The 26,024-nt window shown below is 63.0% G+C and carries 28 protein-coding genes; 11 read left to right on the top strand and 17 right to left on the bottom strand.

The annotated features are described in order from the left end of the window. The 4 genes from rlmB to KBY67_RS03795 all read left to right on the top strand — a co-directional run. A partial coding sequence (rlmB, locus tag KBY67_RS03810) for a 23S rRNA (guanosine(2251)-2'-O)-methyltransferase RlmB (RefSeq protein WP_255108897.1) occupies positions 1-1,388 on the top strand: 1,388 nt, incomplete at its 5' end. A gap of 48 nt (positions 1,389-1,436) precedes the next feature. Then, positions 1,437-1,685, top strand: coding sequence for a DUF1816 domain-containing protein (locus KBY67_RS03805; protein ID WP_255108895.1), 249 nt, complete (start codon positions 1,437-1,439; stop codon positions 1,683-1,685). Positions 1,686-1,714: 29 nt separating this feature from the next. Beyond that, positions 1,715-3,175, top strand: coding sequence for an Asp-tRNA(Asn)/Glu-tRNA(Gln) amidotransferase subunit GatA (gatA, locus tag KBY67_RS03800; protein ID WP_255108893.1), 1,461 nt, complete (start codon positions 1,715-1,717; stop codon positions 3,173-3,175). Between the two features lie 77 nt (positions 3,176-3,252). After that, on the top strand, positions 3,253-6,798 hold the full coding sequence (locus tag KBY67_RS03795; protein ID WP_255108891.1) for a DNA polymerase III subunit alpha: 3,546 nt from the start codon (positions 3,253-3,255) through the stop codon (positions 6,796-6,798). Positions 6,799-6,815: 17 nt separating this feature from the next. On the opposite strand, the gene KBY67_RS03790 is transcribed toward KBY67_RS03795, so the two are convergent. The 3 genes from KBY67_RS03790 to ruvA all read right to left on the bottom strand — a co-directional run bounded on the left by KBY67_RS03790 (position 6,816) and on the right by ruvA (position 8,273). Then, the gene (locus tag KBY67_RS03790; protein WP_255108889.1) at positions 6,816-7,253 is read right to left on the bottom strand and encodes a PAM68 family protein; all 438 of its coding nucleotides are present in this window, start codon (positions 7,251-7,253) and stop codon (positions 6,816-6,818) included. A gap of 8 nt (positions 7,254-7,261) precedes the next feature. Continuing rightward, a complete protein-coding gene (gene rpsO / locus KBY67_RS03785; RefSeq protein ID WP_255108887.1) occupies positions 7,262-7,531 on the bottom strand; it encodes a 30S ribosomal protein S15 in 270 nt (89 codons plus the stop codon). A 76-nt stretch (positions 7,532-7,607) separates the two neighbouring features. Next, entirely contained in the window at positions 7,608-8,273 is a 666-nt protein-coding gene (gene ruvA, locus KBY67_RS03780) for a Holliday junction branch migration protein RuvA (RefSeq protein ID WP_255108885.1), read from the bottom strand. Positions 8,274-8,296: 23 nt separating this feature from the next. On the opposite strand from ruvA, the gene KBY67_RS03775 reads away from it, so the two are divergent. The 3 genes from KBY67_RS03775 (at position 8,297) to KBY67_RS03765 (ending at position 10,133) form a co-directional block, all read left to right on the top strand. Then, positions 8,297-8,794: a hypothetical protein gene (locus KBY67_RS03775; protein ID WP_255108883.1), complete on the top strand. Its 498-nt coding sequence runs from the start codon at positions 8,297-8,299 to the stop codon at positions 8,792-8,794. 327 nt (positions 8,795-9,121) lie between these two features. After that, positions 9,122-9,799, top strand: coding sequence for a pyridoxal-dependent decarboxylase (locus KBY67_RS03770; protein ID WP_255108881.1), 678 nt, complete (start codon positions 9,122-9,124; stop codon positions 9,797-9,799). After that, positions 9,780-10,133 carry a pyridoxal-dependent decarboxylase gene (locus KBY67_RS03765; RefSeq protein ID WP_255108879.1) on the top strand — a complete coding sequence of 118 codons (354 nt, stop codon included), beginning with the start codon at positions 9,780-9,782 and terminating at the stop codon, positions 10,131-10,133. Before KBY67_RS03770 ends, KBY67_RS03765 begins: the two co-directional genes overlap by 20 nt. Positions 10,134-10,247: 114 nt before the next feature. Here the strand turns inward: KBY67_RS03765 and KBY67_RS03760 are convergent, their stop codons facing one another. After that, complete coding sequence (locus KBY67_RS03760; protein ID WP_255108878.1) at positions 10,248-11,120, bottom strand: DMT family transporter; 873 nt, start codon at positions 11,118-11,120, stop codon at positions 10,248-10,250. A 109-nt stretch (positions 11,121-11,229) separates the two neighbouring features. Between KBY67_RS03760 and dnaG the strand changes: the two genes are divergently transcribed. The 4 genes from dnaG to KBY67_RS03740 all read left to right on the top strand — a co-directional run bounded on the left by dnaG (position 11,230) and on the right by KBY67_RS03740 (position 14,915). After that, positions 11,230-13,302 (top strand): DNA primase, encoded by a 2,073-nt coding sequence (dnaG, locus tag KBY67_RS03755; RefSeq protein WP_255108876.1) that lies wholly within the window; start codon positions 11,230-11,232, stop codon positions 13,300-13,302. Positions 13,303-13,330: 28 nt separating this feature from the next. Continuing rightward, positions 13,331-14,068, top strand: coding sequence for a hypothetical protein (locus KBY67_RS03750; protein ID WP_255108872.1), 738 nt, complete (start codon positions 13,331-13,333; stop codon positions 14,066-14,068). Positions 14,069-14,262: 194 nt separating this feature from the next. Continuing rightward, on the top strand, positions 14,263-14,481 hold the full coding sequence (locus tag KBY67_RS03745) for a type II toxin-antitoxin system VapB family antitoxin (RefSeq protein WP_255108871.1): 219 nt from the start codon (positions 14,263-14,265) through the stop codon (positions 14,479-14,481). Next, positions 14,478-14,915 (top strand): PIN domain nuclease, encoded by a 438-nt coding sequence (locus KBY67_RS03740; protein WP_255108870.1) that lies wholly within the window; start codon positions 14,478-14,480, stop codon positions 14,913-14,915. The genes KBY67_RS03745 and KBY67_RS03740 overlap by 4 nt, the downstream gene beginning before the upstream one ends. Before the next feature lie 143 nt (positions 14,916-15,058). Here KBY67_RS03740 and KBY67_RS03735 read toward each other — a convergent pair whose 3' ends face one another. The 13 genes from KBY67_RS03735 to KBY67_RS03690 all read right to left on the bottom strand — a co-directional run bounded on the left by KBY67_RS03735 (position 15,059) and on the right by KBY67_RS03690 (position 25,722). Then, positions 15,059-15,265 carry a hypothetical protein gene (locus KBY67_RS03735; RefSeq protein ID WP_255108869.1) on the bottom strand — a complete coding sequence of 69 codons (207 nt, stop codon included), beginning with the start codon at positions 15,263-15,265 and terminating at the stop codon, positions 15,059-15,061. 120 nt (positions 15,266-15,385) lie between these two features. Then, positions 15,386-15,988 (bottom strand): class I SAM-dependent methyltransferase, encoded by a 603-nt coding sequence (locus tag KBY67_RS03730; RefSeq protein ID WP_255108860.1) that lies wholly within the window; start codon positions 15,986-15,988, stop codon positions 15,386-15,388. 336 nt (positions 15,989-16,324) lie between these two features. Beyond that, positions 16,325-17,374, bottom strand: coding sequence for an HAD family phosphatase (locus tag KBY67_RS03725; protein WP_255108858.1), 1,050 nt, complete (start codon positions 17,372-17,374; stop codon positions 16,325-16,327). Positions 17,375-17,471: 97 nt separating this feature from the next. Next, on the bottom strand, positions 17,472-18,047 hold the full coding sequence (locus tag KBY67_RS03720) for an HdeD family acid-resistance protein (RefSeq protein WP_255108856.1): 576 nt from the start codon (positions 18,045-18,047) through the stop codon (positions 17,472-17,474). A gap of 46 nt (positions 18,048-18,093) precedes the next feature. After that, complete coding sequence (locus KBY67_RS03715; RefSeq protein ID WP_255108854.1) at positions 18,094-19,881, bottom strand: arylsulfatase; 1,788 nt, start codon at positions 19,879-19,881, stop codon at positions 18,094-18,096. 165 nt (positions 19,882-20,046) lie between these two features. Further along, the gene (locus KBY67_RS03710; RefSeq protein ID WP_399213854.1) at positions 20,047-21,000 is read right to left on the bottom strand and encodes a formylglycine-generating enzyme family protein; all 954 of its coding nucleotides are present in this window, start codon (positions 20,998-21,000) and stop codon (positions 20,047-20,049) included. Beyond that, entirely contained in the window at positions 20,927-21,436 is a 510-nt protein-coding gene (locus KBY67_RS14840) for a DUF1214 domain-containing protein (protein ID WP_399213852.1), read from the bottom strand. The genes KBY67_RS03710 and KBY67_RS14840 overlap by 74 nt, the downstream gene beginning before the upstream one ends. Next, positions 21,403-22,875: a DUF1254 domain-containing protein gene (locus KBY67_RS03705; RefSeq protein ID WP_255108850.1), complete on the bottom strand. Its 1,473-nt coding sequence runs from the start codon at positions 22,873-22,875 to the stop codon at positions 21,403-21,405. The genes KBY67_RS14840 and KBY67_RS03705 overlap by 34 nt, the downstream gene beginning before the upstream one ends. Before the next feature lie 184 nt (positions 22,876-23,059). Next, a complete protein-coding gene (locus KBY67_RS03700) occupies positions 23,060-23,683 on the bottom strand; it encodes a flavodoxin family protein (protein WP_255108848.1) in 624 nt (207 codons plus the stop codon). A 100-nt stretch (positions 23,684-23,783) separates the two neighbouring features. Then, a complete protein-coding gene (locus KBY67_RS03695; protein ID WP_255108846.1) occupies positions 23,784-24,248 on the bottom strand; it encodes a hypothetical protein in 465 nt (154 codons plus the stop codon). Between the two features lie 102 nt (positions 24,249-24,350). Beyond that, positions 24,351-24,575, bottom strand: coding sequence for a type II toxin-antitoxin system HicA family toxin (locus KBY67_RS14835; protein ID WP_399213849.1), 225 nt, complete (start codon positions 24,573-24,575; stop codon positions 24,351-24,353). Beyond that, a complete protein-coding gene (locus tag KBY67_RS14830) occupies positions 24,572-24,787 on the bottom strand; it encodes a type II toxin-antitoxin system HicB family antitoxin (RefSeq protein ID WP_399213866.1) in 216 nt (71 codons plus the stop codon). The genes KBY67_RS14835 and KBY67_RS14830 overlap by 4 nt, the downstream gene beginning before the upstream one ends. Before the next feature lie 104 nt (positions 24,788-24,891). Then, positions 24,892-25,722 carry an SDR family oxidoreductase gene (locus KBY67_RS03690; RefSeq protein WP_255108844.1) on the bottom strand — a complete coding sequence of 277 codons (831 nt, stop codon included), beginning with the start codon at positions 25,720-25,722 and terminating at the stop codon, positions 24,892-24,894. Between the last annotated feature and the right edge of the window lie 302 nt (positions 25,723-26,024).

The following is a 26,024-nucleotide window of genomic DNA, read 5'->3' as shown; positions in this document are numbered from 1 at the left end:
CCCGCACGCCCCGCTTCAGCGAGCCCGAGGCCCCCGGCCCCGAACCCAGTGGCAGCTCCGAGCGTTTCGGCGCCGAGCCCGCCGACGACCTGGTCTGGGGCCGTCACCCGGCCCAGGCCGCCCTGGAGGGCGATCGTCCGATCCACCGCATCTGGTGCACCCCGGAGCTGCGCTTCGCCCCACGCTTCCTGCAGCTGCTGCGCGATGCCAAGGCCAGCGGCGTGCTGGTGGAGGAAGTCACCTGGGCGCGGCTGGGACAGATCAGCGGCGGCGCCGTGCACCAGGGGATCGTGCTGCAGGCGGCGGCGGCGGAAACCCTGGATCTGGCCAGCCTGATCGACGGCTGCAGCTCCATCGGTGAAGCGCCCCTGCTGATGGCGGTGGACGGCCTCACCGATCCCCACAACCTGGGGGCGATCGTGCGCAGCGCCGAAGCCCTCGGCGCCCATGGCCTGGTGCTGCCCCAGCGGCGCAGTGCGGGCCTCACCGGCTCGGTGGCCAAGGTGGCGGCCGGCGCCCTGGAGCACCTGCCCGTGGCCCGGGTGGTGAACCTCAACCGCTCGATCGAGCAGCTCAAGGACGCGGGGTACCGCGTGGTGGGCCTGGCCGAAGAGGGCAACGTCAGCCTGATGGAGGCCGACCTGGCTGGCCCCCTGGTGGTGGTCACCGGCTCGGAGGACCAGGGCCTTTCGATGCTCACCCGCAAGCACTGCGACCAGCTGATCCGCATCCCCCTACGCGGTGCCACCCCCAGCCTGAACGCCTCGGTGGCCACCGCCCTGCTGATCTACGAGATCGCCCGGCGCGGCTGGATGAAGAACATCAGCGGCAACGCCCCGGCACCGCGGCTGGTGCGCCCCCAGGTGCCCACCACCGCCGCCTCCAGCAACAGCAGCAGCAACAGCAACAGCAACAGCAGCAGCAGCAGCAGCAGCACCCAGGCGACCACCGCCAGCGATACCGACGCTGCCGTTGAACCCGACCTGGAGAGCGCAATCCCGGATCTGGAGTTCTCAATGCCGGACGCGGACACCTCAGCTCCGGAGCCGGAAGCCGGCGCCTCGTTCGATCCCCCAGCTCCTGAGGAGAGCAGTGAGCACCAGGCGGTGGTTCAGGACCTCGAGCTGATCGAGGAGACCAGCGAGGAGCAGCTTCAGGCCGGGCTTGAGCAGGCCGAGCTTGAAGGCGAAGCCCAGGGGGGCCATTCAGCAGCGGCTGCCGAGGCCCAAGCTGCTGAAAATCAAGCTGCCGAGAACCAGGATCCTCAAGACCAAGTTGCTGAAGAGCAGGGCCCTGAACTGGAGCTGCAGGTGGCCCTGCCCGAAGAGATCGAGATGGGCTTCACACCCACCACCGGCTCGCCCTTCCAGGGGGACATCCGCCTGTGAAGCCAGGGGCCCTTTGATCGGCACAATGGTGCGGTTCGCCAAGGTTCGATGAACCCCTTGATTCGGCTGCTCAGAGGCATGGCCAACGGTCTTGGGGTCGCCTGGTGGGCCCGGGTGGAAACCCAGGCGCCGCATGTCATCTACTGGTTCGGGCCCTTCGTGCGCCGGGAGCATCTTGAGGCGAAGCTTCCCGTTTTTCTCGGCGATGTCAGCAGCGAGCAGCCGGGCTCGATGGAGCACGAACTGCTGCGGGTCCGCCGCGGTGAACCCCTCACCGAAGTCCTGGACCCTGGCTGATAGCGTCGCTCGATCGAGGGCAAGGGTTGATGGGAATCGCTGAGTGGCGCGGGCAACTGGAGCGCGGCGAGGTGTCTGCCCGGGAGCTCACCGATCAGCATCTGGCCCGGATCGAGGCCGTCGATGGCACCCTCCACTCCTTCCTGGAGGTCACGACGGAGCGGGCCCGAGCCGATGCCGACCGCATCGATGCCGCCCGCGCCGCCGGTGAATCGTTGCCACCCCTCGCCGGCATCCCCCTGGCGATCAAGGACAACCTCTGCACCAAGGGCATCCGCACCACCTGCTCCAGCCGGATGCTGGAGCAGTTCGTACCGCCCTACGAGTCCACCGTCACCGAGCGGCTGTGGCAGGCCGGTGGAGTCCTGATCGGCAAGACCAACCTCGATGAGTTCGCCATGGGCAGCTCCACCGAGACCTCCGCCTTCGGCCCCAGCCGCAACCCCTGGAACCCCGAGCGGGTGCCCGGTGGCAGCTCCGGCGGCAGTGCCGCCGCCGTGGCCGCCGGAGAATGCATTGCCTCCCTCGGCTCCGACACCGGCGGCTCGATCCGCCAGCCGGCCGCCTTCTGCGGGGTGGTGGGCCTCAAGCCCACCTATGGCCGCGTCAGCCGCTGGGGCCTGGTGGCCTTCGCCAGTTCCCTCGATCAGGTGGGGCCGTTAAGCACCAGCGTGGCCGATGCCGCCGAGCTGCTGCAGGTGATCGCCGGTGAGGACCGCCGCGATGGCACCTGCCTCAAAGCCCCCGTTCCCGACTACTGCACCGCCCTGCAGGCACCGGTGAAGGGCCTGCGGGTGGGTCTGGTGAAGGAGTGCTTTGAGGCCGACGGCCTCGATCCCCAGGTGAAGGCCTCGGTGCTGGCGGCCGCCGCCCAGCTGGAGGCCCTCGGCTGCGAGCTGGTGGAGGTGAGTTGTCCCCGCTTCAACGACGGCATCGCCACGTACTACGTGATCGCCCCCTCGGAGGCGTCGGCCAACCTGGCCCGCTACGACGGCGTGAAATATGGCTACCGCTCCGAGCAGGCCGGCAGCCTGGCGGAGATGACGGCCCGCAGCCGCGCCGAGGGCTTCGGAGATGAGGTGCAGCGCCGCATCCTGATCGGCACCTATGCCCTCTCGGCCGGCTACGTGGATGCCTACTACAAGAAGGCCCAGCAGGTGCGCACGTTGATCCGGCGCGATTTCGACGCCGCCTTCACCACGGTCGACGTGCTGCTCACGCCCACTTCCCCCACCACCGCCTTCCGCTTCGGCGCCCACGCCGAGGATCCCCTGGCGATGTACCTGGCCGATCTGCTGACGATCCCGGCGAACATGGCCGGCCTGCCGGCCATCAGCCTGCCCTGCGGCTTCGATGACGGCGGCCTGCCCATCGGTCTGCAGCTGATCACCGGCGTGCTCGAGGAGCCCCGCCTGCTGCAGGTGGCCCACCACTACGAGCAGGCGGCCCGGGTGATGGACAGCCGGCCCGAAGCCGCGCTGGTGGCCTGAGTCAGTCGCCGGCCGACACCACATCTGGTGGCCGGTAACGTGACAACACCCCGTGGTGGCGTCTGACGCCTGAGCCCTTGGCCTTCGTACCCCTCCACAACCACAGCGATTACAGCCTGCTGGATGGCGCCAGCCAGCTGCCGCAGATGGTGGAGCGGGCCGTAGCTCTGGGCATGCCCGCCCTGGCCCTCACCGATCACGGCGTGATGTATGGCGCGATCGAGCTGCTGAAGCTCTGCACCGCAGCCGGCATCAAGCCGATCATCGGCAATGAGATGTACGTGATCAACGGCTCGGTCGATGATCCCTGGGTCAAGGGCGAACGCCGCTATCACCTGGTGGTGCTCGCCAAGAACGACACCGGCTACCGCAACCTGGTGAAGCTCACCAGCCTCAGCCACCTACGCGGCATGCGCGGCCGGGGCATCTTCTCGCGGGCCTGCATCGACAAGCAACTGCTGGAGCAGCACAGCGAGGGGCTGATCCTGGCCACCGCCTGCCTGGGCGGTGAGATCCCCCAGGCGATCCTCAAGGGCCGCCTGGATGTGGCCCGGGATGTGGCCCGCTGGTATCAGCAGCGCTTCTCCGACGACTTCTACCTGGAGATCCAGGACCACGGCTCACCGGAGGACCGGATCGTCAACGTGGAGCTGGTGCGGATCGCCCAGGAGCTGGGCATTCAGCTGATCGCCACCAACGACGCCCACTACCTCAGCAGCGCCGATGTGGAGGCCCACGACGCCCTGCTCTGCGTACTCACCGGCAAGCTCGTCACCGACGTGAAGCGCCTGCGCTACACCGGCACCGAATACATCAAGAGCGAGGCGGAGATGGGCCGCCTATTCGCCGATCACCTCGAGCCGGAGCTGGTGGCCGAAGCGATCGCCAACACCGCGGCGGTGGCGGAGAAGGTGGAGGCCTACGACATCCTCGGTCGTCAGCAGATGCCCCGCTTCCCGATCCCCGACGGGCACACGGCGGTGAGTTATCTGGCGGAGGTGTCTGAGGCGGGGCTGCGCCAGCGGCTGCACCTGGGCAGCGCTGATCCGATCGATCCCCTCTATGGCGAGCGGCTGGCCTTCGAGCTGCAGGTGATGGAGCAGATGGGCTTCCCCACCTACTTCCTGGTGGTGTGGGACTACATCCGCTTCGCCCGCGAGCAGGGCATTCCGGTGGGGCCGGGCCGGGGCTCGGCCGCCGGCTCCCTGGTGGCCTATGCCCTGGGGATCACCAACATCGATCCCGTCAGCAACGGGCTGTTGTTCGAGCGCTTCCTCAACCCCGAGCGCAAGTCGATGCCTGACATCGACACCGACTTCTGCATCGAGCGCCGCGCCGAGGTGATCGAGTACGTCACCCAGCGCTATGGCGAGGACAAGGTGGCACAGATCATCACCTTCAACCGCATGACCTCGAAGGCGGTGCTCAAGGATGTGGCCCGCGTGCTGGACATCCCCTACGGCGATGCCGACCGCCTGGCCAAACTGATCCCTGTGGTGCGGGGCAAACCCGCCAAGCTCAAGGAGATGATCGGCCCCGACTCGCCAGCGCCGGAGTTCCGAGAAAAGTATGAGAAAGATGCCGAGGTGCGCCGCTGGGTGGACATGGCCCGACGCATCGAGGGCACCAACAAGACCTTCGGTGTGCACGCCGCCGGTGTGGTGATCGCGGCTGAACCGCTGGATTCGCTGGTGCCGCTGCAGCGCAACAACGACGGCCAGGTGATCACCCAGTACTTCATGGAGGACGTGGAGGCGATGGGGCTGCTGAAGATGGACTTCCTCGGCCTCAAGAACCTGACGATGATTGACAAGACCCTCGATCTGGTGGAGCAGTGCAGCGGAGAGCGCGTCGATCCCGATGACCTTCCCCCCTGCGATGAGGCCACCTTCGCTCTGCTGGCCCGCGGCGACCTGGAGGGCATCTTCCAGCTCGAATCCAGCGGCATGCGTCAGATCGTGCGCGACCTCAAGCCCTCATCTCTGGAGGACATCTCCTCGATCCTGGCCCTCTACCGGCCGGGCCCGCTCGATGCTGGTCTGATCCCGAAATTCATCAACCGCAAGCATGGCCGCGAAGCGATCGATTTCGCCTGTCCGGCCCTGGAGCCGATCCTGAAGGAGACCTACGGAATCATGGTCTATCAGGAGCAGATCATGCGCATTGCCCAGGACCTGGCCGGCTATTCCCTCGGCGAAGCTGATCTGCTGCGGCGGGCGATGGGCAAGAAAAAGGTGTCGGAGATGGAGAAGCACCGCAGCCAGTTCGTGGAGGGGGCCACGGCGCGAGGCGTCAACGCCACGGTGGCCGAAGCGCTGTTCGAGCAGATGGTGCTGTTCGCCGAATACTGCTTCAACAAGAGCCACTCCACCGCCTACGGCGCCGTCACCTATCAGACGGCCTACCTCAAGGCCCACTACCCCGTGGCCTACATGGCCGCCCTGCTGACGGTCAATGCCAGCAGCACCGACAAGGTGCAGCGTTATATCGCCAATTGCCAGGCGATGGGCATCGAGGTGATGCCCCCCGACCTCAATGCCTCCGGCATCGATTTCACCCCGCAGGGCGAGAAGATCCTCTTTGGTCTCTCGGCGGTGCGCAACCTCGGCGATGGCGCCATCCGCCAGTTGCTGGAGGCCCGCGTCCAAGACGGCCCCTTCGCCTCCCTGGCCGACCTCTGCGATCGCATCCCCACCACATTGATGAACCGGCGGTCGCTGGAATCACTGATCCACTGCGGCGCCCTCGATGGGCTGGAGCCCAACGCCAACCGCGCCCAGCTGATGGCCGACCTGGATCTGGTAATCGACTGGGCCAGCTCCCGCGCCCGGGACCGCCTCAGCGGCCAGGGCAACCTCTTCGATCTCTTCGCCACCCCCGAGGCCGCACCCGCCGCAGCGGGATCAGCCGCCGCCAGTGCCCCGATCATCCCAAGCACCGCCCCGAAGGCCGCGCCGGTGGCCGACTATCCCCCTAAGGAGAAATTGCGCCTGGAGAAGGAGCTGGTGGGCTTCTACCTCTCCGATCACCCGCTGCGCCAGCTGGCGCGGCCGATCCGGATGCTCTCGCCGATTAGCCTCGGGCGGCTGGAGGAGCAGGCTGACAAGGCCAGGGTGAGTGTGGTGGCGATGCTGCCGGAGGTGCGCCAGGTGACCACCCGCAAGGGCGATCGCATGGCCGTACTGCAGCTCGAGGACCTCAGCGGCAGCGCCGAATGCGTGGTGTTCCCCAAGGCCTACGCCCGCCTCAGTGACCACCTGATTGTGGATGCGCGCCTGATGATCTGGGGATCCGTGGATCGCCGCGACGACCGGGTGCAGCTGATCCTCGATGATTGCCGCGCCATCGACGACCTCGATGTGCTGCTGGTGGAGCTGATGGCGGACCAGGCCAGCGACATCACCGTGCAGCACCGCCTGAGGGAGTGTCTGGTGCGTCACCGGCCGGAGCAGGAGGAGGCGGGTGTGCGGGTACCGGTGGTGGCGAAGGTGCTGCTCCACAACCAAGCCCGTTACGTGCGCCTCGGCCACCAGTTCTGCGTACGCGACGGGGCCGCCGCACTCAGCACCCTCACCGCAGCAGCCTTCAGCGCCCAGCTGCATTCAGCGCTCCAGAACACCTAGAACCTGAGCCTGAGCCCTCAGGCGTCGCTGCCGCTGCCCTGGCGGACCGCCTTGATCGAGGCCTTCATGCGGGCCAGGTTGGTGCCGATCTGCTCTGTGCCCAGCAGGCTGCCGGGTTGCTGCTCCCAGCTGGCGGAGAGAACGCCGTAGCTGAGGCCAAGCACCCCCAGCAGAAACAGCCCACCGGAGCCCGCGAGGGTGATCACGGGCGGCACATCCATGATGCCGCGGCTCACCAGCAGATAGCTGCCGATGAACACGCCCATTCCCAGGACAGATGGAATGCCGCTGGCCACCCCGATGCGGCGGGCCATGCGATTGGCCACGGCCGGCGGAATCACCTGAGATCCCCTGGGCTGAGCTTTGGCTTTGGCGGCAGCCTGAACTTTCGCGCCAGCTTTGGGCTGGCGCTCGGGCTTGAACGGCAGGGGCTTGGGCTTGCGCTTGGCCGCCATGGCTGCGCTCAGCCCCGGATGCCGAGTTTGGCGATCAGCTGGCTGTAGCGATCCTCGCTTTCGGCGCGCAGATAACCGAGCAGCCGCTTGCGGCGGCCGATCATCTTCAGCAGCCCCTGACGGGAGGAGAAGTCGTGCTTGTTCTTCTGCAGGTGACCGGTGAGCTGGGTCACCCGCTCGCTCAGCATCGCCACCTGGACCTCAACCGAACCGGTGTCGGTGCCGTGGGTCTGGTGGGAATTGATCAATTCCTGCTTTTTGGTGGTATCGAGCGGCATGCCGGCGTCGGGCCCTGACGGTGCAAACAATCAACCTAATGCCTCAAGGTGCTGGCCACCAAGCAAGCCCTCCCCATCAGGCCGCTTCGCGGGCGAGCCAGCGAAGGCAGGCACTCAGCCAGGCCTCGGCGCCCTGATCCGGATCCAGACCCTCCCGGCCGAGACCGCGCAGGGCCCGGCTGATCTCCAACGGCTCATAGCCCAGGGCCGTGAGCGTGAGCTGCAGCTCTTCACGGGTGGAGGCCGCTGGCCCCGGATCGCCGCTGCGGCCGCCGTCCGCCCCATCGAGGAGGTCGTCATCGCCGGCGGCGGCGGCCGCCCCGAAGCTCTCCGCCAACTTGCCGCGCAGCTCCACCGCCAGGCGCTCGGCCGTGCGCTTGCCCACCCCCGGCGCCCGGCAGAGACGGCGCAGATCGGCCTGAACGATCGCCTGCACCAGCTCCTCGCAGGGCATGGTGCCCAGCAGCGCCAGGGCCATCTGCGGGCCCACACCACTCACGGCCACCAGCAGGCGGAACAGATCGCGCTCGTGGCGGGCGCCGAAGCCGAACAGGGTCCAGCCGTCCTCACGGATCGACTGGTGGGTGTAGAGGCTCAGGAGACTGCCGGCCGGGGGCAGCAGCTCCCAGTGGCGGCGGGTGAGGTGCACTTCGTAGCCCACGCCGGCGCAGGCCAGCAGGAGACCGCAACGGTTGCCCTGCTGCCACGGCTCTGCCACATGGCCTTGCAGCCAACCGATCATGGAGACCACTCCTGAACCGATCCATGCTGCCCGGTCCGCCAACCCCTGCCAGCCGGTCTGTGGCCATCCCCCTCCCAGCGCCCCCGTGGCTGAACGCCCTGCTAGCTCTCCTGCTGAGTGTGGGGCTGCTGGGCCTGGGGGGCTGCCAGGCGGCGGGCCAGCCGCCGAGGGCGGTGCTGCTGCAGGCGCTGGGGCTACAGATCGAGCTCACCCAGCAGGCCATCGCCGATGCCCTGGAGCTGGAGCCCAGCGGCGGGCGACCGCAGGTGAGCCGCGTGCGCGTCGATCACCAGGAGGCCGTGGCGATCGGGCTGGGCGAGGGCCTGCACCTCACCGGCCAGTTCGACTGGCGCCTGGCAGACGATCCCTACCGGGTGGACAGCCCCTTTGAGCTGTATCTGCTGCGGGGGGAGCGGGGCGAGAGCTGGCGGCTGGCCCGACCGATCGGGGCGGCCGAGGACAGCCTCAGCCAGGAGTGGCTGGTGGATCCCCTGCCCCTGGAGCGTGACCGGCCGACCTGATCAGCGGCCACGTCGCCCGGAGAACACCGAAGCCGATCATCGAGTGTCATCGGCCATAAAGTTAACTCACGCAGATTCGCAAGCCAATCAAAGACTTCCAAGCCAGATCTTCATTCCAATCAGCCTTCGGATCTGTCTTCGGATCTGTCTTCGGATCTGTCTTCAGATCACAGCAAAAGTGGTCACAAAGGTCGCTCCTGGGGTCACCACTCCAGCGACGACGACAACTATGCCTTCGCCGATCTCTCCGCCGGAATGCCGAAGCGCCTGTTTCCGGCCAGGGAGAGAGCTCCCAGAGCTGATTATGCCGCCATTCATGATGAGTTAATGCTCGATGGCAACTCCCGCCAGAACCTGGCCAGCTTCTGCCAGACATGGCTGGAGCCGGAAGTTCATCAATTGATGAATGAGTGCATCGACAAGAACATGGAGGGCAAGGACGAATACCCCCAGACTGCTGAGATTGAAGCCCGCTGCGCCCTCATGCTGGCGGACCTCTGGAATGCCCCCTCGATCGATGGGGCGGTCGGCTGCTCCACCCTGGGCTCCAGCGAAGCGCCCATACTCGGCGGCATGACGATGAAACGCCGCTGGGTGGCCCGGCAGCTCCAGCCTGGCAAATCCACCGACCGGCCGAATCTGATCACCGGGCCCCTGCGGATCTGCTGGCACAAGTTCACTCGCTACTGGGATATCGAACACCGCCAAATCCCGATGGAGCCAGGCCGCCTGCTGATGACTCCCGAGCCGATGCAGGAAGTGGCCGCAGTCCTCGATGCCTTCGAGCAGCAAACCGGCCTCGACATCCCGATCCTTGTGAATGGCGCCAGCGGTGGATTCCTCGCCCCCTTCCGCCATCCGGATCTGCTCTGGGATTTCCGCCTGCCCAGGGTGAAGTCGATCAATGCCTCTGGCCATAAGTTCGGCCTGGCGCCGCTGGGAGCCGGCTGGGTGCTGTGGCGGGAATCCAAGGATCTTCCCGGAGATGGTGTTCTGGGTGAATGACCTCGGCGGCAACACGCGCGACATCACCTTGAACTTCTCTAAGCCAGGCGGTCAGATGATCTGCCAGTACTACAACTTCATCCGGCTGGGCCATGAGGGCTACCGCAAGATGCACAACCCCTGCTATTCCAACGCCCAGCATCTGGCGGCAAAAATTGAGGCCCTCGGTCCGTTTGAGATGATCTATGGGGGTGATGCCAAATCGGGCATCCCCTCGGTCTGCTGGGGGATCAAGGACGGTGAAGATCCCGGCTTCAACCTCTTTGAGCTGGCGGATCGCCTGCGGCGATCAGGCGGTACAGCGCATCTTGGTGCGCCATGGCATCAGCCATGACCTTGCCGACCTGCTCCTGGTGGACATCAAGGGAGCCATTGATCATCTCCGGCGCCATCCCGTCAGCACCCCGCTGAGCAGCCAGGAAGCGTCGGGTTTTCATCACTAAGGAGCTCAGAGCCCTCCAGCGGCCGGTGCTGGGCGGGCCCGCAGGCTGAGCAGAGTGGCCAGCAGCACCAGCAGCGCCGAGAGACCGGCCCGGGCAGGCACCGCCTCGCCGAACCACCACACGCCCCACAGCGCCGCCAGCGGCACCTGCACGTAGCTGATGGCGGTGGCCCGGGCGGCCGCCATGCCCATCAATCCGTAGGTGAGGGCGATCTGGCCCAGCTGGGTGAAAACTCCCACCCCCAGCAACCAAGCAAATTCAGGGGCCGTGGGGGCCACCGGCTGCAGCAGCACCAGCGGCAGGCTGAGCGGCAGGGCCATCAACGGGAAATAGAACACCACCACCAGGGGATGCTCGCTGTTGCGCAGGGCGCGCACGCTCACGTAGGCCAGGGCCGAGAGCAGGGCACCGGCCAGGGCGAACAGCAGCGGCAGGGCCGGCAGACCAGCGCCTGCCGCAGCGCCAAAACCGGCACCAACCGCCCCGGCCCCGTCCGGGACCACAAGCACCGCCACCCCCAGAAGACCCAGCAGCACGGCGCCCCACACCCGCCAGCCCGGCCGCTCGGCCAGCAGCGGCCAGGCCAGCAGGGCCGTGAAGGTGGGGTGCAGGTACTGCAGCACCGTGGCCGCTGCCAGCGGCAGACCGGTAAGGGCCAGATACACGCAGTAGAGACCAGCGGTGCCGAGGATGCCGCGGCCCACCAGCAACCCCCGCCGCTGGCCCCAGGGGTTGAGGCCAGCGCACCGCAGCATCCACCAGCTGATCAGCAGGCTCACCACCGCCCGCGCCAGCACCACCTCCGCCACCGGCAGACGGCCGCCCAGGGCCTTGACGCACACCCCCATCAGGCTGAAGGCCAGGGCGCTGGCGACCATCCACAGGCCAGCCCGCCAAGCCGGCGGCTGCCCATGGGCTGAATCGCCCCACTTCTGGTGTGGTGGGGCAGAATGGGGCCCAGAGCGACCCCAGCGGTAGCGCCATCCCTTGAGCCAATCCCAGCCCCACGCCCGCCTCCACCCCCGCACGATCGAAGCGGTGAAAGAGCGCGCGGACATTGTTGATGTGGTGGGCGAGCACGTGGTGCTCAAGAAGAAGGGGCGGGAGTTCGTGGGGATCTGCCCCTTCCACGACGACAAATCGCCGTCGATGACGGTGTCGCCCGCAAAGCAGTTCTACTACTGCTTCTCCTGCGGGGCCGGCGGCAACGCCATCAAGTTCCTGATGGAGCTGCAGCGCACCAGCTTCAGCGAAGTGGTGCTGGACCTGGCGCGCAAGTACCAGCTGCCGGTGGAAACGCTGGATGGGCCGCAGCAGGAGCGGCTGCGCAAGCAGCTCTCCCGCCGTGAGGTGCTGCAGCGCGCCCTGGGCCTGTCGGCGGGCTGGTTCCGCAGCCAGCTGCGCAGCCCCGAAGGCGCCGGTGCCCTGGCCTACCTCACCGAGGAGCGGGGTCTGAGCGAGGGCACGATCGACGCCTTTGACCTGGGCTATGCCCCCGAGCGCTGGGATGGGCTGCTCAACCACCTCGGCCAGGTGGAGAACCTGGCGCCGGAGCTGCTGGAGGCGGCCGGGCTGGTGGTGCCCCGCAAGGGCGGAGATGGCTTCTACGACCGCTTCCGCCACCGGGTGATGGTGCCGATCCGCGACCGCCAGGGCCGGGTGATCGGCTTCGGCGGTCGCAGCCTCGATGGCGGCGAACCGAAATACCTGAACTCCCCGGAAACGGAGGTGTTCGAGAAGGGCAAGCACCTGTTCGGCCTGGATCGAGCCAGCAACGCCATCCGCAAGGACGACCGGGCTGTGGTGGTGGAGGGCTACTTCGATGTGATCGCCCTCCATGCTGCCGGCATCACCAATGCGGTGGCGTCGCTGGGCACGGCCCTGAGCAGCCAGCAGATCACCCAGCTCTGCCGCTGCTGCGACAGCCGCCGCCTGGTGCTCAATTTCGACACCGACGGTGCCGGCGTACGCGCCGCCCAGCGGGCGATCGGCGAGGTGGAGCAGCTGGCGCTCCAGGGCCAGCTGGAGCTGCGGGTGCTGCACCTGCCCGCCGGCAAGGACCCCGATGAGTTCCTGCGGCAGCACGGCGCCGGCGAGTATCGGGCCCTGCTGGATCAGGCGCCCGTCTGGCTCGACTGGCAGATCGAGCAGGCCCTCGACGGCAAGGATCTGGCCCGCTCCGACCAGTTCCAGCAAGCGGTGGCGGCGCTGGTGGAACTGCTGGGCAAGCTGCCCCAGAGCGCCGTGCGCAGCCACTACCTTCAGCAGGTGGCCGAGCGGCTCAGCGGCGGTCAGGCGCGGCTGGCGCAGAAGCTGGAGGAAGACCTGCGCCAGCAGGTGAAGGGCGAGCGCTGGCATGGCCGGGCCAGCCGCTGGGAGCAACCCGGCGAGATCGGCCTGCGTGAGCGCGCCGAAGCGGAGCTGCTGCGCCTCTACCTGCATGCGGGCCGCCACCGCGGCGCCATCCGGCGGGAACTGCGCCAGCGGGAGCTGGAGGATTTCGCCATCGCCCACCACCGCCTGCTCTGGGCGAGCATCAGCGAACTGGAGGAAGACAACCTCGGCGTGGGCCGGCTGGAGGCGATCAACCGGGGCAGTGATCCGGGCGACGATCTGGCCGACCTCGACCTGCCGCGTCTCCTGAGCGACCGGCTGCTGGTGGAGGAAAGCGAGCTGCTGAACAGGCTCACCCCCCTGCTGGAGCCGAGCGAACTGCAACGCATGGCCTTGGCCGAACCCTTGCTGCAGCTGCGCGGCACCACGGCGGTGCTGGAGCGCCAGCGCAGTCTCAAACGCTGCCGCCATCTGCTCGATGCCTGGGGCTCGCAGCGGCTGGAAACGCTGGAGCGCTGCATCGCCAGGCTGCTGGAGGAGAGTGAGGCGGAGGCGTTGGCCTCCGCCTCACTGAGCATGGAGAGCCGGATTGATTCGATGTTCAGCGAACTGAACGGCGATGCCCTGCGCTTCCAGGAGCTGTACTACAACGAACGCCGACACATCAGCCACCTCGACCAGCAACGCTGCGCCGATCCCCTGGCGGCGGCGCGGCTGGCCAGCTGAGCTGCACTCGCCTTCACCCCGTAACCCCATGGCCCCTGGCATTCCGCACTTCCGCATCGGCCCGGCGTCCCTGGGCACCGCTGTCGCCCTGCTGGCGCTGGCCGGAACCCTGCAGAAGGCATCAGCCCAGCTGAGCGGTCCAGCCCCCCGGATCCGTCAGACCGTGGCTCCGATCGCCACACCGAACCGCGTCCTGGAGGAGGCCCTGCGACAGGAGTTGTTTCCCGTATCGGTACCGGACGACCAGGGCCATGGCCCCGACCCGGGTTCAGCCGAATGGCACCAGGCCAAGGCTTTCCAGCGCCGCAACGCCTGCAGCGCAGCTGGCCCCTTGCGCTATGCCTACAACCGCATTGATCTGAACGCAGACCGACAAGACGAGCTGGTGGCCACCTTGATCGGCCCCTACACCTGCGGCACCGGCGGCTGCAACCTCTACGTGTTCCAGAGCGGACCCAAAGGCAAGGGTCTGCACCTCGTCTCCAAGATGTCGCTGTTCAAGCCGCCCCTAGTGGTGAGCGACCAGCGCCACAATGGCTGGAGAGACCTGATCAGCCGGGTACGGATCGATGCGGGCCACGGCTACTACGCCCGTCTGCCCTTCAACGGCCGCGGCTATCCGAGCAACCCTTCAACGCCCCCGGCCGAGCCCCTGCGCCAAGCGGTTTCGGGCGTGGCCCTGCTCGACACCAACGACGACGCCAGCCCCACCCATCCAATTCCCTGCGACAGGCCCGCCATCGCCGCGCCTCCACGCGGCCAGTGATCGTTGCAACGCCTGGCTGAGAACTGCTGGTCGTACATACCCGGACACCGTCTGATCGTGGCCCTGGTCCTGCTGTGGGCCTCCCTGGCCTGGGGGTGTAAACCGCCTGAGAATGGCTGGTGCAGGTCCTCCAAGCGCGAGCAATCAAAATGTGTATGGCACACCTAATCTCTACACATCAAGGCAAGTGAGCCTTGCGCACGAACATCGTCATCGACGACCTGCTGATGCGCGATGCGATGCAGGCCAGCGAAGCCCGCACCAAGCGGGAAGCCGTCGAGATCGGCCTGCGCACCCTCGTGAGGCTGGAACAGCAGAAGCGCATCCAGGCCTTCCGAGGCCGGCTGTCCTGGAAGGGCGACCTGGAGAACCTCCGCCAGGACCTGCCCCCTGCAGAGGCCGAACCAGCGTGATCGTTGTCGATTCGTCGGTCTGGATCGACTTCTTCAATGGCGTCAGCACCCCCGAGGTGGAGCGCCTTGATGGCCTGCTCGGCAGCACGCCGGTGGCGATCGGTGATCTGATCCTGGTGAAGGTGCTGCAGGGCTTCCGTCACGACCGAGATGTCGCCACAGCCCGCCAGTTATTTCGCGCCATGCCCCTGCTGGCGATGCTCGGGCCCCAGAACGCCTACAAGGCGGCGGAGAACTACCGCAGCCTGTGCAGTCGGGGCATCACGGTGCGGAAAACGATCGACGGGATCGTCGCCACTGCCTGCATCCAGGCGACTGTGCCCCTGCTGTTCAGCAATCGCGACTTCCAGCCCTACGAAGAGTATCGACGACATTCTGAGCCAGAGCCTCGTACCCAGAGACATTCTTATCTGTGTTCACTTGGATCTGGATGATGGCTGTCTCAATCGATAGTGGGCGTCATGAGCCCATTTCACCATTAGCTAGATCCATAAAAGATACCAGCCATGGCTTCACATCCCGTACAAGACGCTGCCTTGAATACCCGGACATCCGGAAGAAACAGGCCAGCCAGCGGTCATGGAACTGGAGAGGTAGGCGTCAACTCGGCTGTGGGAGCGTGTTCGAGCACGGTGATCGGCTTCCCCTTCACCCCCGCGTAAACCACCACGATCTCGGCGGGTTCCGTGCCGTTGTTGCTGCCGTAGTGAGGCTGATTCACCATCTCGATCAGCCCTTCCCCCGCCCTCAGCTGCAAGCTGGGGCCCGCCTCGCTGATCACCAACAGCTGCCCGCGGGCCTGACAGCAGCAAGCCGCAGCCGAGCAGGAGCAGGGCCAGCCTTTCGCGGTTCGGTCTACCCCAGAATCATCGGCGAAGGGACATCTCGTCGGCTGAAGCGGTTGTTAGGCATCTTTCCGCGCAATGAACTGAACAACGGAAGCCATACCCGTATGGCCTTCTCCCTCGGAAACTTCCCTTTCAATTTCACGCAAAAGCACTGGCTCGCAATTCGGGAACTCCCTACGGAGCTTATCAACAGTCATTAGCATGTCTAAATCCCTTGGACCGCCTCTATCTCGCGATAGCTGATTCTCAGAGTGGGCTTCCAGAATGATGGTTCCAGCAGGTCGAAGTGAGCGCTCTAGCAATGGATAAAGCCTATTTCGAACTTTGCTCGGAAGATGCGCCGAAATTGAGACCACCGAGCCATAATGGGCTTCTTCTGGCTCAAACGTTTCCAAGTCACAAACCATGGTCGCGATTTCTACGCCGCGCGATTTGGCCAGCTTCTTCGCCTTTTCCAATGCGACCGCCGAAACATCGACACAGACGACCTCTAATCCATGTGATGCCAGAAAAACAGCATTACGACCCTCTCCCTCTGAAAGGGACAAAATAGGCCCACTGAGAAACCTATACTGTTCTGCAAGGAATGAATTCGGCTCTGTACCGTATAGGTAGTCATCGCTGGCGTAGCGCTTGTTCCAGTATGCTTCGTCATACATGATGCTCCTCCTGATGCCTAACGCTGCCCCTGAGTGGCAGGCAAGTAGCTTTTGCTAATGGAGCAGACTAGTCAACGGCCTGTCCACTCCAGGAGCCTGTTCGAAGGTGTCGCATCAGCATAGGCAGCGCTTGTGGGCCTTTGCTTCGCCATCAGTGCTCAGGTCACCTCCTGTCGAATGAACAATCTGGCGCTCAGCTTCAGCCCCAAGGCCATACCGAGCTTGAGAATATTGCTCACGCTCATGGTGCATTTTTCAGACCGTGCTTTCTAGAGTCACTCTCTTGATTCCTCTCCACGGACCTGCTGAGACGATGTGCAACTGATAGGCCTGTCTCTACCGCTCAAACGAAAAGATCTGCTTCCAGTCATTCTTCATGCTGATGACGATCCAGCCTTGTTTCTTGGCCATGTCATACATCGCCTGACTGAATGTGCCGACCTTGGTATCGGGCAGCCCTTGGGCGGGGCCATAGGCATACTCTCGCTTTGCATCATCGTGCAACACTGCCACCGACAACCGTGCCCCCTCACCTGCATTTGTGAACTCCAGCATTTGCTGGTCGTCGGAGGAGGAATTCCCGAACGCTGCATGAGGCCGGTGTCCGTACAACAACCAGAAGTTTTCGAGCTTTCCGGCTTCCATGTTGTTGAGGACCACCTTTGGTTCCCTGGTGAGTATGGGCTGTTGGTTCTTGTCGTAGCCGTACAAGTACGGCTGCGCGGTACCGGCCACCTGCTCGGGCGGAATGCCGTAAACCCGGTCGGAATAAGCTCGCACGAAGCCCGCGCTGCCGCCGGTCGCGATGAAGGTCTTGTAGCCGTTGGCGCGAAGGTACTTCAGCACTTCCTGCATCGGCTGATAGACCAATTCGGTGTAGGGGCGCTTCCAGCGCGGGTCCTTAGCCGTGGCCAGCCACTGGTTCACCTCGGCGCTGAACGCTTGCGGAGTCATCCCGCTCTGGGTGGCGACCACGATCTTGAACAGATCATCGATCGATAGCTTCGCCATTGCCTGGCGGTTGCCGGAGAGCACCGTCTTGAACGGTTCGACGTTGGCCAGTTCTGGCTTCGCCTTGACCAGCGCCGGGACGCGCTCGATGTTGTAAGTCACCTGCGTGTATATCGGATGTTCAACCCAGAGCGTGCCATCCTGGTCGAATGTGGCAATACGCTCCTTGGGCGGCACGAATTTCGGGCTAGATTTATCGGTTGTTACTTTGACGAACTCGACGATCGCCTGTTTAGCAGGGCCGTCGTTCCACGAGGGTAGGGGGTCGCTGGATTGGGCAGTAGCCTTAGCAAATGGTATATAACCACCCAAGACTACAACCAACAGCAGAATGGATAGGGCAAGAAACAGGGTATTTCGCAGGAACTTTTTCATTGATCGATTCCTACATGAGCCTTAGGAAGGGTTTAGACAAGGGCGAACGGCCTTCGCCCTTACAATTGGCAATCAATGAATTTAGGATTCTCTGATCCTATTTAAGATCTCCCGCTGCAGCAAGGGATTGCTTGGCGTTCTTGAAAATGACTACAAGACTCACCCCTGTCATGATCAGATTGATCCCGACCAACAGGCCGAGAAGCGTCAAGGAGTCGAGCGGCCATCTGCTCCAGATCAGAATGCCGAGGATGATGCCGGCAATGCCGTTCAGCAGTGGCCATTTGCGATGCTCCTCTCTCCCTTCAAAGGCATGGATCACCTGGACCGATCCCTGGATGACAAAAAGAATACCGATCACCAGCGTGAGATCCAGGATCGAGAAGACTGGATGGCGCAGGATCCAGAAGCCCACCATCAGATAGAAGATGCCGATCAGGCTGGTCAGCAGATGCTGGCCCAGCCTGGCTTTGCTGAGCTGAAAGCCATGGAACAACTGAAGAAAGCCGAACAACAGCAATACGAAGCCGATTACGTTGAACGTGAAGACCGTGGCGAACAGCGGATAGATAATCGCCAGTACACCCAGCACGATCATCAATACTCCCATTGACCGTGAGGCCTTGAGGCTTTCATCTAGGCCTCGAGTTGGATCGGAAATGAGGTTGGACATGATGACGAATTGTGCTTGGGATAAGAGGCGGGGAAAATGTTGTCTGTCAGTCTCCCTTGGTGCTAGCTGCTTGAACTTGCTTCAGGATGCCATCCAGGTTGTAGGTCTCTGGCGCTTGCAGTGGTGGGAACGTCTTGTAGGACATGAGTTCTTTTTCCCACAACTGCTGACCAATGGGCAGCATATTCCAGTCGTACAGGTAGGCGGTAACCGGGCCGCCCAGCGCGCCGCCAATGCTCATCGCCGACTTTTGATCCGTGCCAACCGCCTGCTCGAAGGGATCGCGTTTGATGTTCTGAACCAGAGTCCAGTGGAAGGGGACCAAGGGCAGGAGCCAGCCATCCGCTCCGGATTGGGACATCGTGTAGTACATCTTCCAGTTCTTGTAGCGCACCGCCGAGGGCGTTGAGCCCGAGTAGTAGAAGAAGACATCCCGCGCGGACTTCTCAGATTTGCCTTCGAGGTAGTCGCGCTGATTGACACCATCGAGCGTCGTCTTGACGATGCCGGGGTAATTTCCGGCTTCGATCTGCTTCTTCAGCGTGTCGCCTTTGGCCCCTCCGGCGATATCCACCAAGGTCGGCAGCCAGTCAAGGGCGGCGAACAGCTGATCTTTCACTGTGCCTGGCTTGATGTGACCGGGCCAGCGGACGACCAACGGCGAGCGGTAGCCGCCTTCCCATGCCTCGCCTTTCTGACCCTTGAAGGGTGTGATGCCGCCATCGGGGAAAGAGATCGTCTCGGCACCGTTGTCGGTGGTCCAAACGATCAGGGTGTTGTCGAGCTGGCCCATGTCATCCAGCTTCTTGAGGACGTAGCCGATGTTGTCATCCATCTGCTTCATGCCGGCTTCGTTGATCCCCCAATCCTTGCCGCCCTTGGCCCCCACCATGTTCATGTACTTATCCGAGAGAACGGTGGTGACGTGCATGCGGGCTGGGTTGTACCAGACGAAGAACGGCTTGTTGGTCTTTTGGGGATCGTTGCGATCGAGGAAGTCGATCACCTTGGCGGAGGTCTCCTCGTCCACCATCTTCGATCGCTCTAGGGTTAATGGACCCTCATCCTTACAGGTCTGATTCTTTTGCGTGCCGTCGGAAGACTTGCACCAAATGACCGGACGCGGAGGGGTGAGGCAGGTGGTGACCTTGGGGTCTACAGCACCGGGAACCGGGGGGAGTCCGGGGACCTGAGTGTTCAGGCAAGGCGGCGCGATTGCCTGCTCGGTCGGACTTTTATTGATGTCGGGGAAGCTTACCCCTTGCATCGCATCTAAGTGATACAGCCAGCCCCAATATTCCTGGAAGCCGTGCGCCGTCGGCAGCGACTCGGGATTGTCACCCAGGTGGTTCTTGCCAAATTCGCCAGTGGTGTAGCCGCGATCACTCAGGAACTTGGCCAGAGCCGGGGTGCCTGGGCGTAACCACGATGGGCTGCCCGGTAACTGCGGCGGGATCATGCCCGTACGCAGCGGGTACATCCCCGTGAAGAAGGCATTGCGGCCGGAGGTGCAACTCTGCATGGCCACGTAGTCCATGAAGATCGCGCCTTCGTTGCCGATGCGATCGATGTTGGGAGTCTCTCCCACCATCAGGCCCCGGTGGTAGATGCCCGGCTGCATCCAGCCGATGTCATCGCCCATGATGAAGAGGATGTTGGGCTTCTCCGCGAATTCCTTGCTGGGCATCCCCATTGCTCGCTCCACCGGCTGGCCGGTGGGCATGGCCGTGGGGTTGGCGGAGGCCTTCGTGAGGTCCGGGCCCTTCTCGCCACAGGCCACCAGGGAGGCGCTCAGAACGAGAGCCAGGAGGAGAGTGGTGAACCGACGGAGCATCGATGCGTGTGGGGCCATTGGGGGGTGTTGGGGACCGTGTGACGGCCCTGGCCCTCAAGGGGTGGAGACCTAAGCCCCCTAATAAACCACTTTTCGGGGGGGGGGTGAGCGGAATTAGTTTTTGTTGGAATCTGTACGAAAAGCAGCCTGCATCGGTTGCAGCGACTACGCCTTGGGCGGGCCCATCCCACCGGTGGCCTCAGCTGGCCCTAAAGGGCCGGAGACCAGACGAAAGCCGATGTGGGCGGTGCCCGTATCCGGTTCCAGGGCTTCCCGGGCTGCCGGCCGGTAGCGACTGCAGTAGTTCTTCGCGCAGAGGTAGGAGCCACCCTTGATCACATGCTTGGCGATTCCCGGTTCGCGGGGATCGAAACTCTGCTCCACCTGGCTCACGGCAGGGTTCACCTGGTTGGCCATCCCCTGGTGGCCAGGCCTGTACCAATCCTGTGTCCACTCCCAGACGTTGCCCGTCATGTCCTGGAGCCCGTAGCCATTGGGAGGAAAGCTTCCCACTGGCGCCGTGCCGAAGTAGCCATCCTTCTCCAGGTTGTGGATGGGGAACTCCCCTTGCCAGGTGTTGGCCTTTTTCACGGAATAGGTGTTGCCCCAGCTGAACACCTGATCCATCAGGCCGCCTCGGGCGGCGAACTCCCACTGGGCTTCGCTAGGAAGCGACTTCCCAGCCCAGGCCGCATAGTCCTCGGCATCCCTGAAGGCGATCTGGACGACCGGATGGTTGTCCTTGCCGTCTAGATCGCTGCCGGGGCCCTGCGGATGTTGCCAGTTTGCCCCGGGAGTCCAGTGCCACCAGCTCAGGTAGGTGACCTCGGCTCCGGCAGCGGGAGACTCGAAGACCAGGGCACCCGGCGCCCGTTGATCCTCGGCCAAACCGGGATACTGGTCTCTGGGGATGGGCCGTTCCGCGATGGTCACATAGCCCGTGTCCTTCACGAACGACGCGAACTCGGCATTGGTGACCTCGTGAGTGGCCATGCAGAAGCCCTCCACCGTCACCGCCTCAGCGGAGAGCTCGTCTGGGTAGTGATCATCCGATCCCATCCGGTACGTGCCGCCGGGGATCCATTGCATTCCGGCCGCACAAACGGGCGATGCCTGCATGGCACCCGCCTCTAACGGCTGGATCAGCAGGCCAAGGATCAGCAGGGCCGTGGCCAACAGGCGCAGGATCATGAGTCTCTCGCTGGGGTGAGTTGAGGCACTCTTGCCATGGTGGGGCAAAGCATCCGGCCATGGCTCCATCGCTGGCTGGTATCGCTTTCGACATGTAGATGGTCAACGACCCATCCGCGTTCTTCTTCATGTCCGGGTAGTCACTCCCCAATACGTACAGACTGATCGGATTGGCGACGGGGTAGTAGTTGGTGGCGTCGAACATCCGCAGCGCCCAGAAAGCGGGCTCGATAAACGGACCCGGGCTCTTGAATGTCTGAGCTTGATGGTAGCGTGTGCATTGCTGTCTAACGCCGCTGAACCGGTTGTTAGCTGGCCTGAGACTTGACGTCACTTTACGATCTCGACGACCGGCGGCTTCCATGTGCCGTCGAGAATGGCCTGCTCGGGCCAATATGCGCGAAGCCAGATTGAGAACTTCCCTGCTGGCGCCGGCAGCCAGTTGGATTCCTTCGTCTTGCCCGGCGACTTGTTGCCGAGGTAGATGGTCAAGCTACCGTCGGAGTTGTTCTTCAGCGTCTTGTTCTTGGTGCCAAGCGCAAACCGGTTCAGGGCATTCGGGGCGAAGTAGTGCTCGGGGTCGTACATCGTCAACGACCAGAAACCCTTCACGGGCGGGAGCTGCCCTTTCGCAAAGGTGACCGCATACGCCGAACCACCCACGAGCTGCTGCCCCTTCGTGTCGTTGTCGGTGTAGAAGTACATTGTCTCGTTGCGCTTGTTGTCGTAGGGATCGGCCTTCACCGCGCCCATGCGGTGGACATAGTCCGTGCCGAACGCACCGTTGTTGGCCGGCGATGTCCAGCCATTGCCCGCCGGCTGGCCGTTGTAGCGCCATTGCATCATCGGGGCGACCAATTCCTGGTCGGCCGAGAGAGCCGTTTCCCGCAGCGTCGTCATGACTTTCGGATCCTTGGCAGCTGCATCGAGCACGCTGCCGATCCACTTGTAGAGCGCCTCTTCGCCGGGCATCGGCGGCACTTCCTTCATGACGACCGGCAGTTGCTCGAAGAACGTCGCCGGGTCTACCCAGGGCGGTTGGGTGGACGAATATCTTGGCTTGGTCTTTGGCGCCGGAAAACTGGGGAGCTTGCTCCAGTCCTTGGTCTTCATCTTGCCGTCGAACTGGCTCAACACGTAGAAGAGCGTCTGGCTGAGTGACGGCTGGATGGCCGCGCGATCCTCAGGGGTGTCAGCGAGGAAGATGCGCGGCATCGCCGTGGCATAGTTGGTGGATGAACGCACAACGCCGGATATACCAGCCGGGGTCGCGCCATTCCAGTTCGGTCCCACGATCATGTAGAAGCCTGGCTTCGTGCCGTATTGCCGGCCGAGCTCGTTGATCTGGTCGGTGCGCCCGTCGTAGACCGGCAGCGTCCAGAAGCGGTCACCGTAGTCGGGCACTTGAACGATCACGGGTTCCTTCTCAAGCGACAAGAAGCCGACCCCGTACACCACGTCCTGGTTCGGGTCTCCGATGAACCTCTCGCCCGGAGAGATGTAGCCCGTCAGCATGGCGACCTGATTCATCGGCGCGATGGGAAGAGCACCGGCGAGCAGACCTGGCTCGGGAGCCTTCGTGAGCTGCGTGCGCTGGTTATGCACATAGACCAGCGGCCAACCCCAGACGTAGGCCATCCGACCCATCATCTGCACATACGCTTGGGTCATCGGGCCGGGCGCCGGGCCGGGAACCTGCGCGGCAGTTTTCGGAATCGGCACCTGCTGTGCGTGCGCGCCGGTCATCAGCAGCAAGCCAACGAGCGCGGCGGCAAAGTACTTCAGCCTGTGTGTGGTTGTCATTGGGGTCTCCTATCTGACGTCGTGAGTCAAAGAAGTCGTGAGTTAAAGAATATGTCATGGCCAGCTAAAAGCCCAAGCTCAGCGACTCGGCCCACGAGGGCGTTTGATTGCAACCGCGACGTGATGGCCCAGTTCGCTACAGCGCATGGTTGGGCGTTGCGGTCATGATTAAACGGAAACCGATTCATACTTCCGAAGCCGACGGTTGGTTGAGGTGCAAGCGGCGGGCAAGCCTTGCCACACGAAGCCCAAGCATCTCCCCGGTCAATTTGTCTTCCGTAGAAGGCATTTCTGATGGTGGTTCAAGTAGTGCACATCCTGCCGCGCCAAAAAAGATGCCAAGCCGATTGAATCCTTCTCCCGTCACCGGAGATTCAGCGACGCCGACCCAGACCATTCCGTGCTGCATAGCGAACATAGAGCACGTAACCAGAGTGTTCAACTTGTCACCGCTTGGCGAGCCGAACACCGTGAAGGCCGCACCAAGCTTATCGACCCATTTTCGCTGCAGGTAGCGGGGACTCGTCGCATCCATGAATGCCTTCAATTGCGCAGAAACGCTGCCCATGTAGGTGGGCGACCCGAAGATAATCGCATCAGACTCATCAAGTTGCTTAAGCACCTCTTCGTTCAGCCAGCGGCTGCCCTTGAAATCTTCGTCCCGAATCAGGTGTTCCGCAACGGAGACCCCTCCAGCGGACAACACACCTTTGGCGACGGCACGTGCCATCGCGGCAGTATGTCCACTGCCAGAGTGGTAGATCATAGAAACTAAAGGCATGGCTTTTAATGACTTGAGTTTGTTCATAATAGGGTACATTCGCGCAGAACCATGGGAGACGCTTGAGCAACGCCTAACCCCTCAATTCAGCGCTCCGCTCCGTCAGGTATTTTGGTACCGATACGAGCTATATCCAGCGCTTCACTGCCTCTGCCGTGTCACTCGGTTTCGTATTGAAGCAGATTCGCGCAGCCGGCGCATGCTCATGAATAATATTAATTAGCTTTTCAAACAGGAGAAAATTAGGAGCGATTGTGCGAACACCTGCACCAATGAGAATACAGTCATAATCCTTCTCACTAAGTTTTTCTCGGATAACCGCCTCTGCTGTTTCGCCGAAGTCGGTAAGGCAAAGCTTCGCGTCGTATCCCATTGTATTCAGACTGAGTTGATCGGCCGTCAGAGCAGCCGTCACTTTGGCCCCATCGAGGCCGGGGAATGCAGCATATGCCGGATCTGAGAAATCAATAAGTTCAGGACGGAGCCCGACGAGAAGGACGCACTTCTTTGCTGTCATGAGTATTTCCTGTTGGTTGGAAGAAAGGTAGAAGCTGGTGAGGGCGTTGGAGGGTTGGAGGGTTGTCTTCTGCAATGCCTAACGCCCAAGATCAGCGGCGGGAAGAAGCCCAGTGCATTCATCAGCCATCTTTGGCGCCGGCCGCTGAATTTTGATGTTGGACAGCCGTTGAGTTCGTCATAGAAGATCTTGCAATTCAGTTCTTGAGAGCTTGACATCACGAAGGATGCTTGCCAAGAGGCCAGGCCCCAAAGTTTCATTCGAATGAACGGGAACAACTGTCGTTCTTCCGTCCAGGTGCTTAAGGAAACGGTGGCTACCTCTTACCCTGATCTCTTCAAACCCAATTCCCTTCAAGGCTGCGATGAGGGTCTTTCCTGAAACCGCAGAATATCTCGTCACACTTCTACGGTAACTCGCTGTACTCCTACAAAGTCAAGTGACTCAGGATCTGTGCCTGCGACCTCAAGGCAAAGCTCAATGGCTTCCTTGATTCGCTCCATTAATTGATCCAGCGATTTAGCTTGCGTATGGCAACCGGGTAGAGCAGGGACGGTCGCCACGAAGAACCCTTCTGAATCCTTTTCGACTACTACATCAAACTGTCTAGACATTGAAGTCACCTCCTCAAGCCACTGTAGCTGCTTAGCCGCGGGCTGGTACAGGGGCCCTGCTTACCGGTCGGTCCAACGCTCCGGTTCAGCGGCGAGATCATGAGTTAGTCCTTCGGCCGGGTCGCGAGCGCTTCCAAGTAGGCTTTCCTAGTCAGGCGCTCGACGACACCGGGCAATACTCTATTGATGGCGATGCGCAATCGACCCCCGAAAGGCGCAACGATCATGCCCTTGTTTTCTTCGATCTGCCTCAACGCATAGTCGACAAACTTGCCGACAGGATAGGGCGGCCCCCCAACTCGAGTCAGGTATGACCGTATGTCGGGGCGCCACGAGGCGCCGAGATCGCGCGAAATATCCGTCTCGAGAAGCGGAGTTTCGATGGCCATCGGACACAGAACGTTCAGCTGAACGCCGTGCTCGGCCGCCTCGAATCTCAGCGCATTGCTCAAGCCGACGACGGCGTGCTTGCTCATTGAGTAGGGTGCCAGTAGGGGCAATCCCAGAAGGCCAGCGGCCGAGGCCGTGTTGACGATAATTCCACCACCCTGCGCTTTCATGTGAGGGAAGGCAGCCATGACGCCGTGGATCACGCCACGAATATTCACGTCGATCGAACGGTTGAAGTGAACCAGGTTCAGCTCGCGAATGTCACCCCCGACACCAATGCCAGCATTGTTGAACACCGCATCGATGCGGCCATGCGCATGCACGACTTGGTCGATATGCGATGCCACGGAGTCCGCGTCGGTGACATCGAGCACGAGGGACTGCGCGTCACGGCCGATCTCGCTGGCGGCTTCAGCTGCGGAGTCGCCGTTGATATCGCTCAGCCAGACCCTGGCACCCCGTTGCGCGAGCCCTGCGCCCAGGGCTTTGCCGATGCCGGAGCCGCCACCCGTGATGACTACGCTCTTGTTCTGCCAGAAGGTCATCGGGCATCCTTCTTCCATTCGTATGAGTACGCGCCAGCGGGATTCAGCAAGACAGCCCGCGTGACGAAGAGCCAATCGATATGGTCATGGCCCTCCGCACATTCGCCAGTCGCTAAGGACTGTGCGCTCCCGTCGCCCAACGCACTCACCGCCAACGACGCGGCGCGACGTACTATCTCAGCGTTCTTGTGCATGAGCTTTTCTCATAACCTCTGTTGAACTGTTGTCTGTGAGCATCACAACCGGGCTTCCTACAACCGCCTAACGCTGAAGATCAGCGGCGGGTGGAAGTTCCATGCGAT

This window comes from Synechococcus sp. RedBA-s (assembly GCF_024345495.1).
Classification (GTDB): domain Bacteria; phylum Cyanobacteriota; class Cyanobacteriia; order PCC-6307; family Cyanobiaceae; genus Regnicoccus_A.
Note: the sequence above shows the minus strand (reverse complement) of the source record. Positions and strands in the feature narration are given on the sequence as shown.

Bases quoted from the DNA above. Each gene is read 5' to 3' on its own strand.
- KBY67_RS03805 (WP_255108895.1), top strand. From the start codon at position 1,437: ATGAACCCCTTGATTCGGCTGCTCAGAGGCATGGCCAACGGTCTTGGG.
- gatA (WP_255108893.1), top strand. From the start codon at position 1,715: ATGGGAATCGCTGAGTGGCGCGGGCAACTGGAGCGCGGCGAGGTGTCT.
- KBY67_RS03790 (WP_255108889.1), bottom strand. From the start codon at position 7,253: ATGGCGGCCAAGCGCAAGCCCAAGCCCCTGCCGTTCAAGCCCGAGCGC.
- rpsO (WP_255108887.1), bottom strand. From the start codon at position 7,531: ATGCCGCTCGATACCACCAAAAAGCAGGAATTGATCAATTCCCACCAG.
- ruvA (WP_255108885.1), bottom strand. From the start codon at position 8,273: ATGATCGGTTGGCTGCAAGGCCATGTGGCAGAGCCGTGGCAGCAGGGC.
- KBY67_RS03775 (WP_255108883.1), top strand. From the start codon at position 8,297: ATGCTGCCCGGTCCGCCAACCCCTGCCAGCCGGTCTGTGGCCATCCCC.
- KBY67_RS03770 (WP_255108881.1), top strand. From the start codon at position 9,122: ATGCTCGATGGCAACTCCCGCCAGAACCTGGCCAGCTTCTGCCAGACA.
- KBY67_RS03765 (WP_255108879.1), top strand. From the start codon at position 9,780: ATGGTGTTCTGGGTGAATGACCTCGGCGGCAACACGCGCGACATCACC.
- KBY67_RS03760 (WP_255108878.1), bottom strand. From the start codon at position 11,120: ATGGTCGCCAGCGCCCTGGCCTTCAGCCTGATGGGGGTGTGCGTCAAG.
- KBY67_RS03750 (WP_255108872.1), top strand. From the start codon at position 13,331: ATGGCCCCTGGCATTCCGCACTTCCGCATCGGCCCGGCGTCCCTGGGC.
- KBY67_RS03730 (WP_255108860.1), bottom strand. From the start codon at position 15,988: ATGTATGACGAAGCATACTGGAACAAGCGCTACGCCAGCGATGACTAC.
- KBY67_RS03725 (WP_255108858.1), bottom strand. From the start codon at position 17,374: ATGAAAAAGTTCCTGCGAAATACCCTGTTTCTTGCCCTATCCATTCTG.
- KBY67_RS03720 (WP_255108856.1), bottom strand. From the start codon at position 18,047: ATGTCCAACCTCATTTCCGATCCAACTCGAGGCCTAGATGAAAGCCTC.
- KBY67_RS03715 (WP_255108854.1), bottom strand. From the start codon at position 19,881: ATGCTCCGTCGGTTCACCACTCTCCTCCTGGCTCTCGTTCTGAGCGCC.
- KBY67_RS03710 (WP_399213854.1), bottom strand. From the start codon at position 21,000: ATGCAGGCATCGCCCGTTTGTGCGGCCGGAATGCAATGGATCCCCGGC.
- KBY67_RS14840 (WP_399213852.1), bottom strand. From the start codon at position 21,436: ATGGAAGCCGCCGGTCGTCGAGATCGTAAAGTGACGTCAAGTCTCAGG.
- KBY67_RS03705 (WP_255108850.1), bottom strand. From the start codon at position 22,875: ATGACAACCACACACAGGCTGAAGTACTTTGCCGCCGCGCTCGTTGGC.
- KBY67_RS03700 (WP_255108848.1), bottom strand. From the start codon at position 23,683: ATGAACAAACTCAAGTCATTAAAAGCCATGCCTTTAGTTTCTATGATC.
- KBY67_RS14830 (WP_399213866.1), bottom strand. From the start codon at position 24,787: ATGTCTAGACAGTTTGATGTAGTAGTCGAAAAGGATTCAGAAGGGTTC.
- KBY67_RS03690 (WP_255108844.1), bottom strand. From the start codon at position 25,722: ATGACCTTCTGGCAGAACAAGAGCGTAGTCATCACGGGTGGCGGCTCC.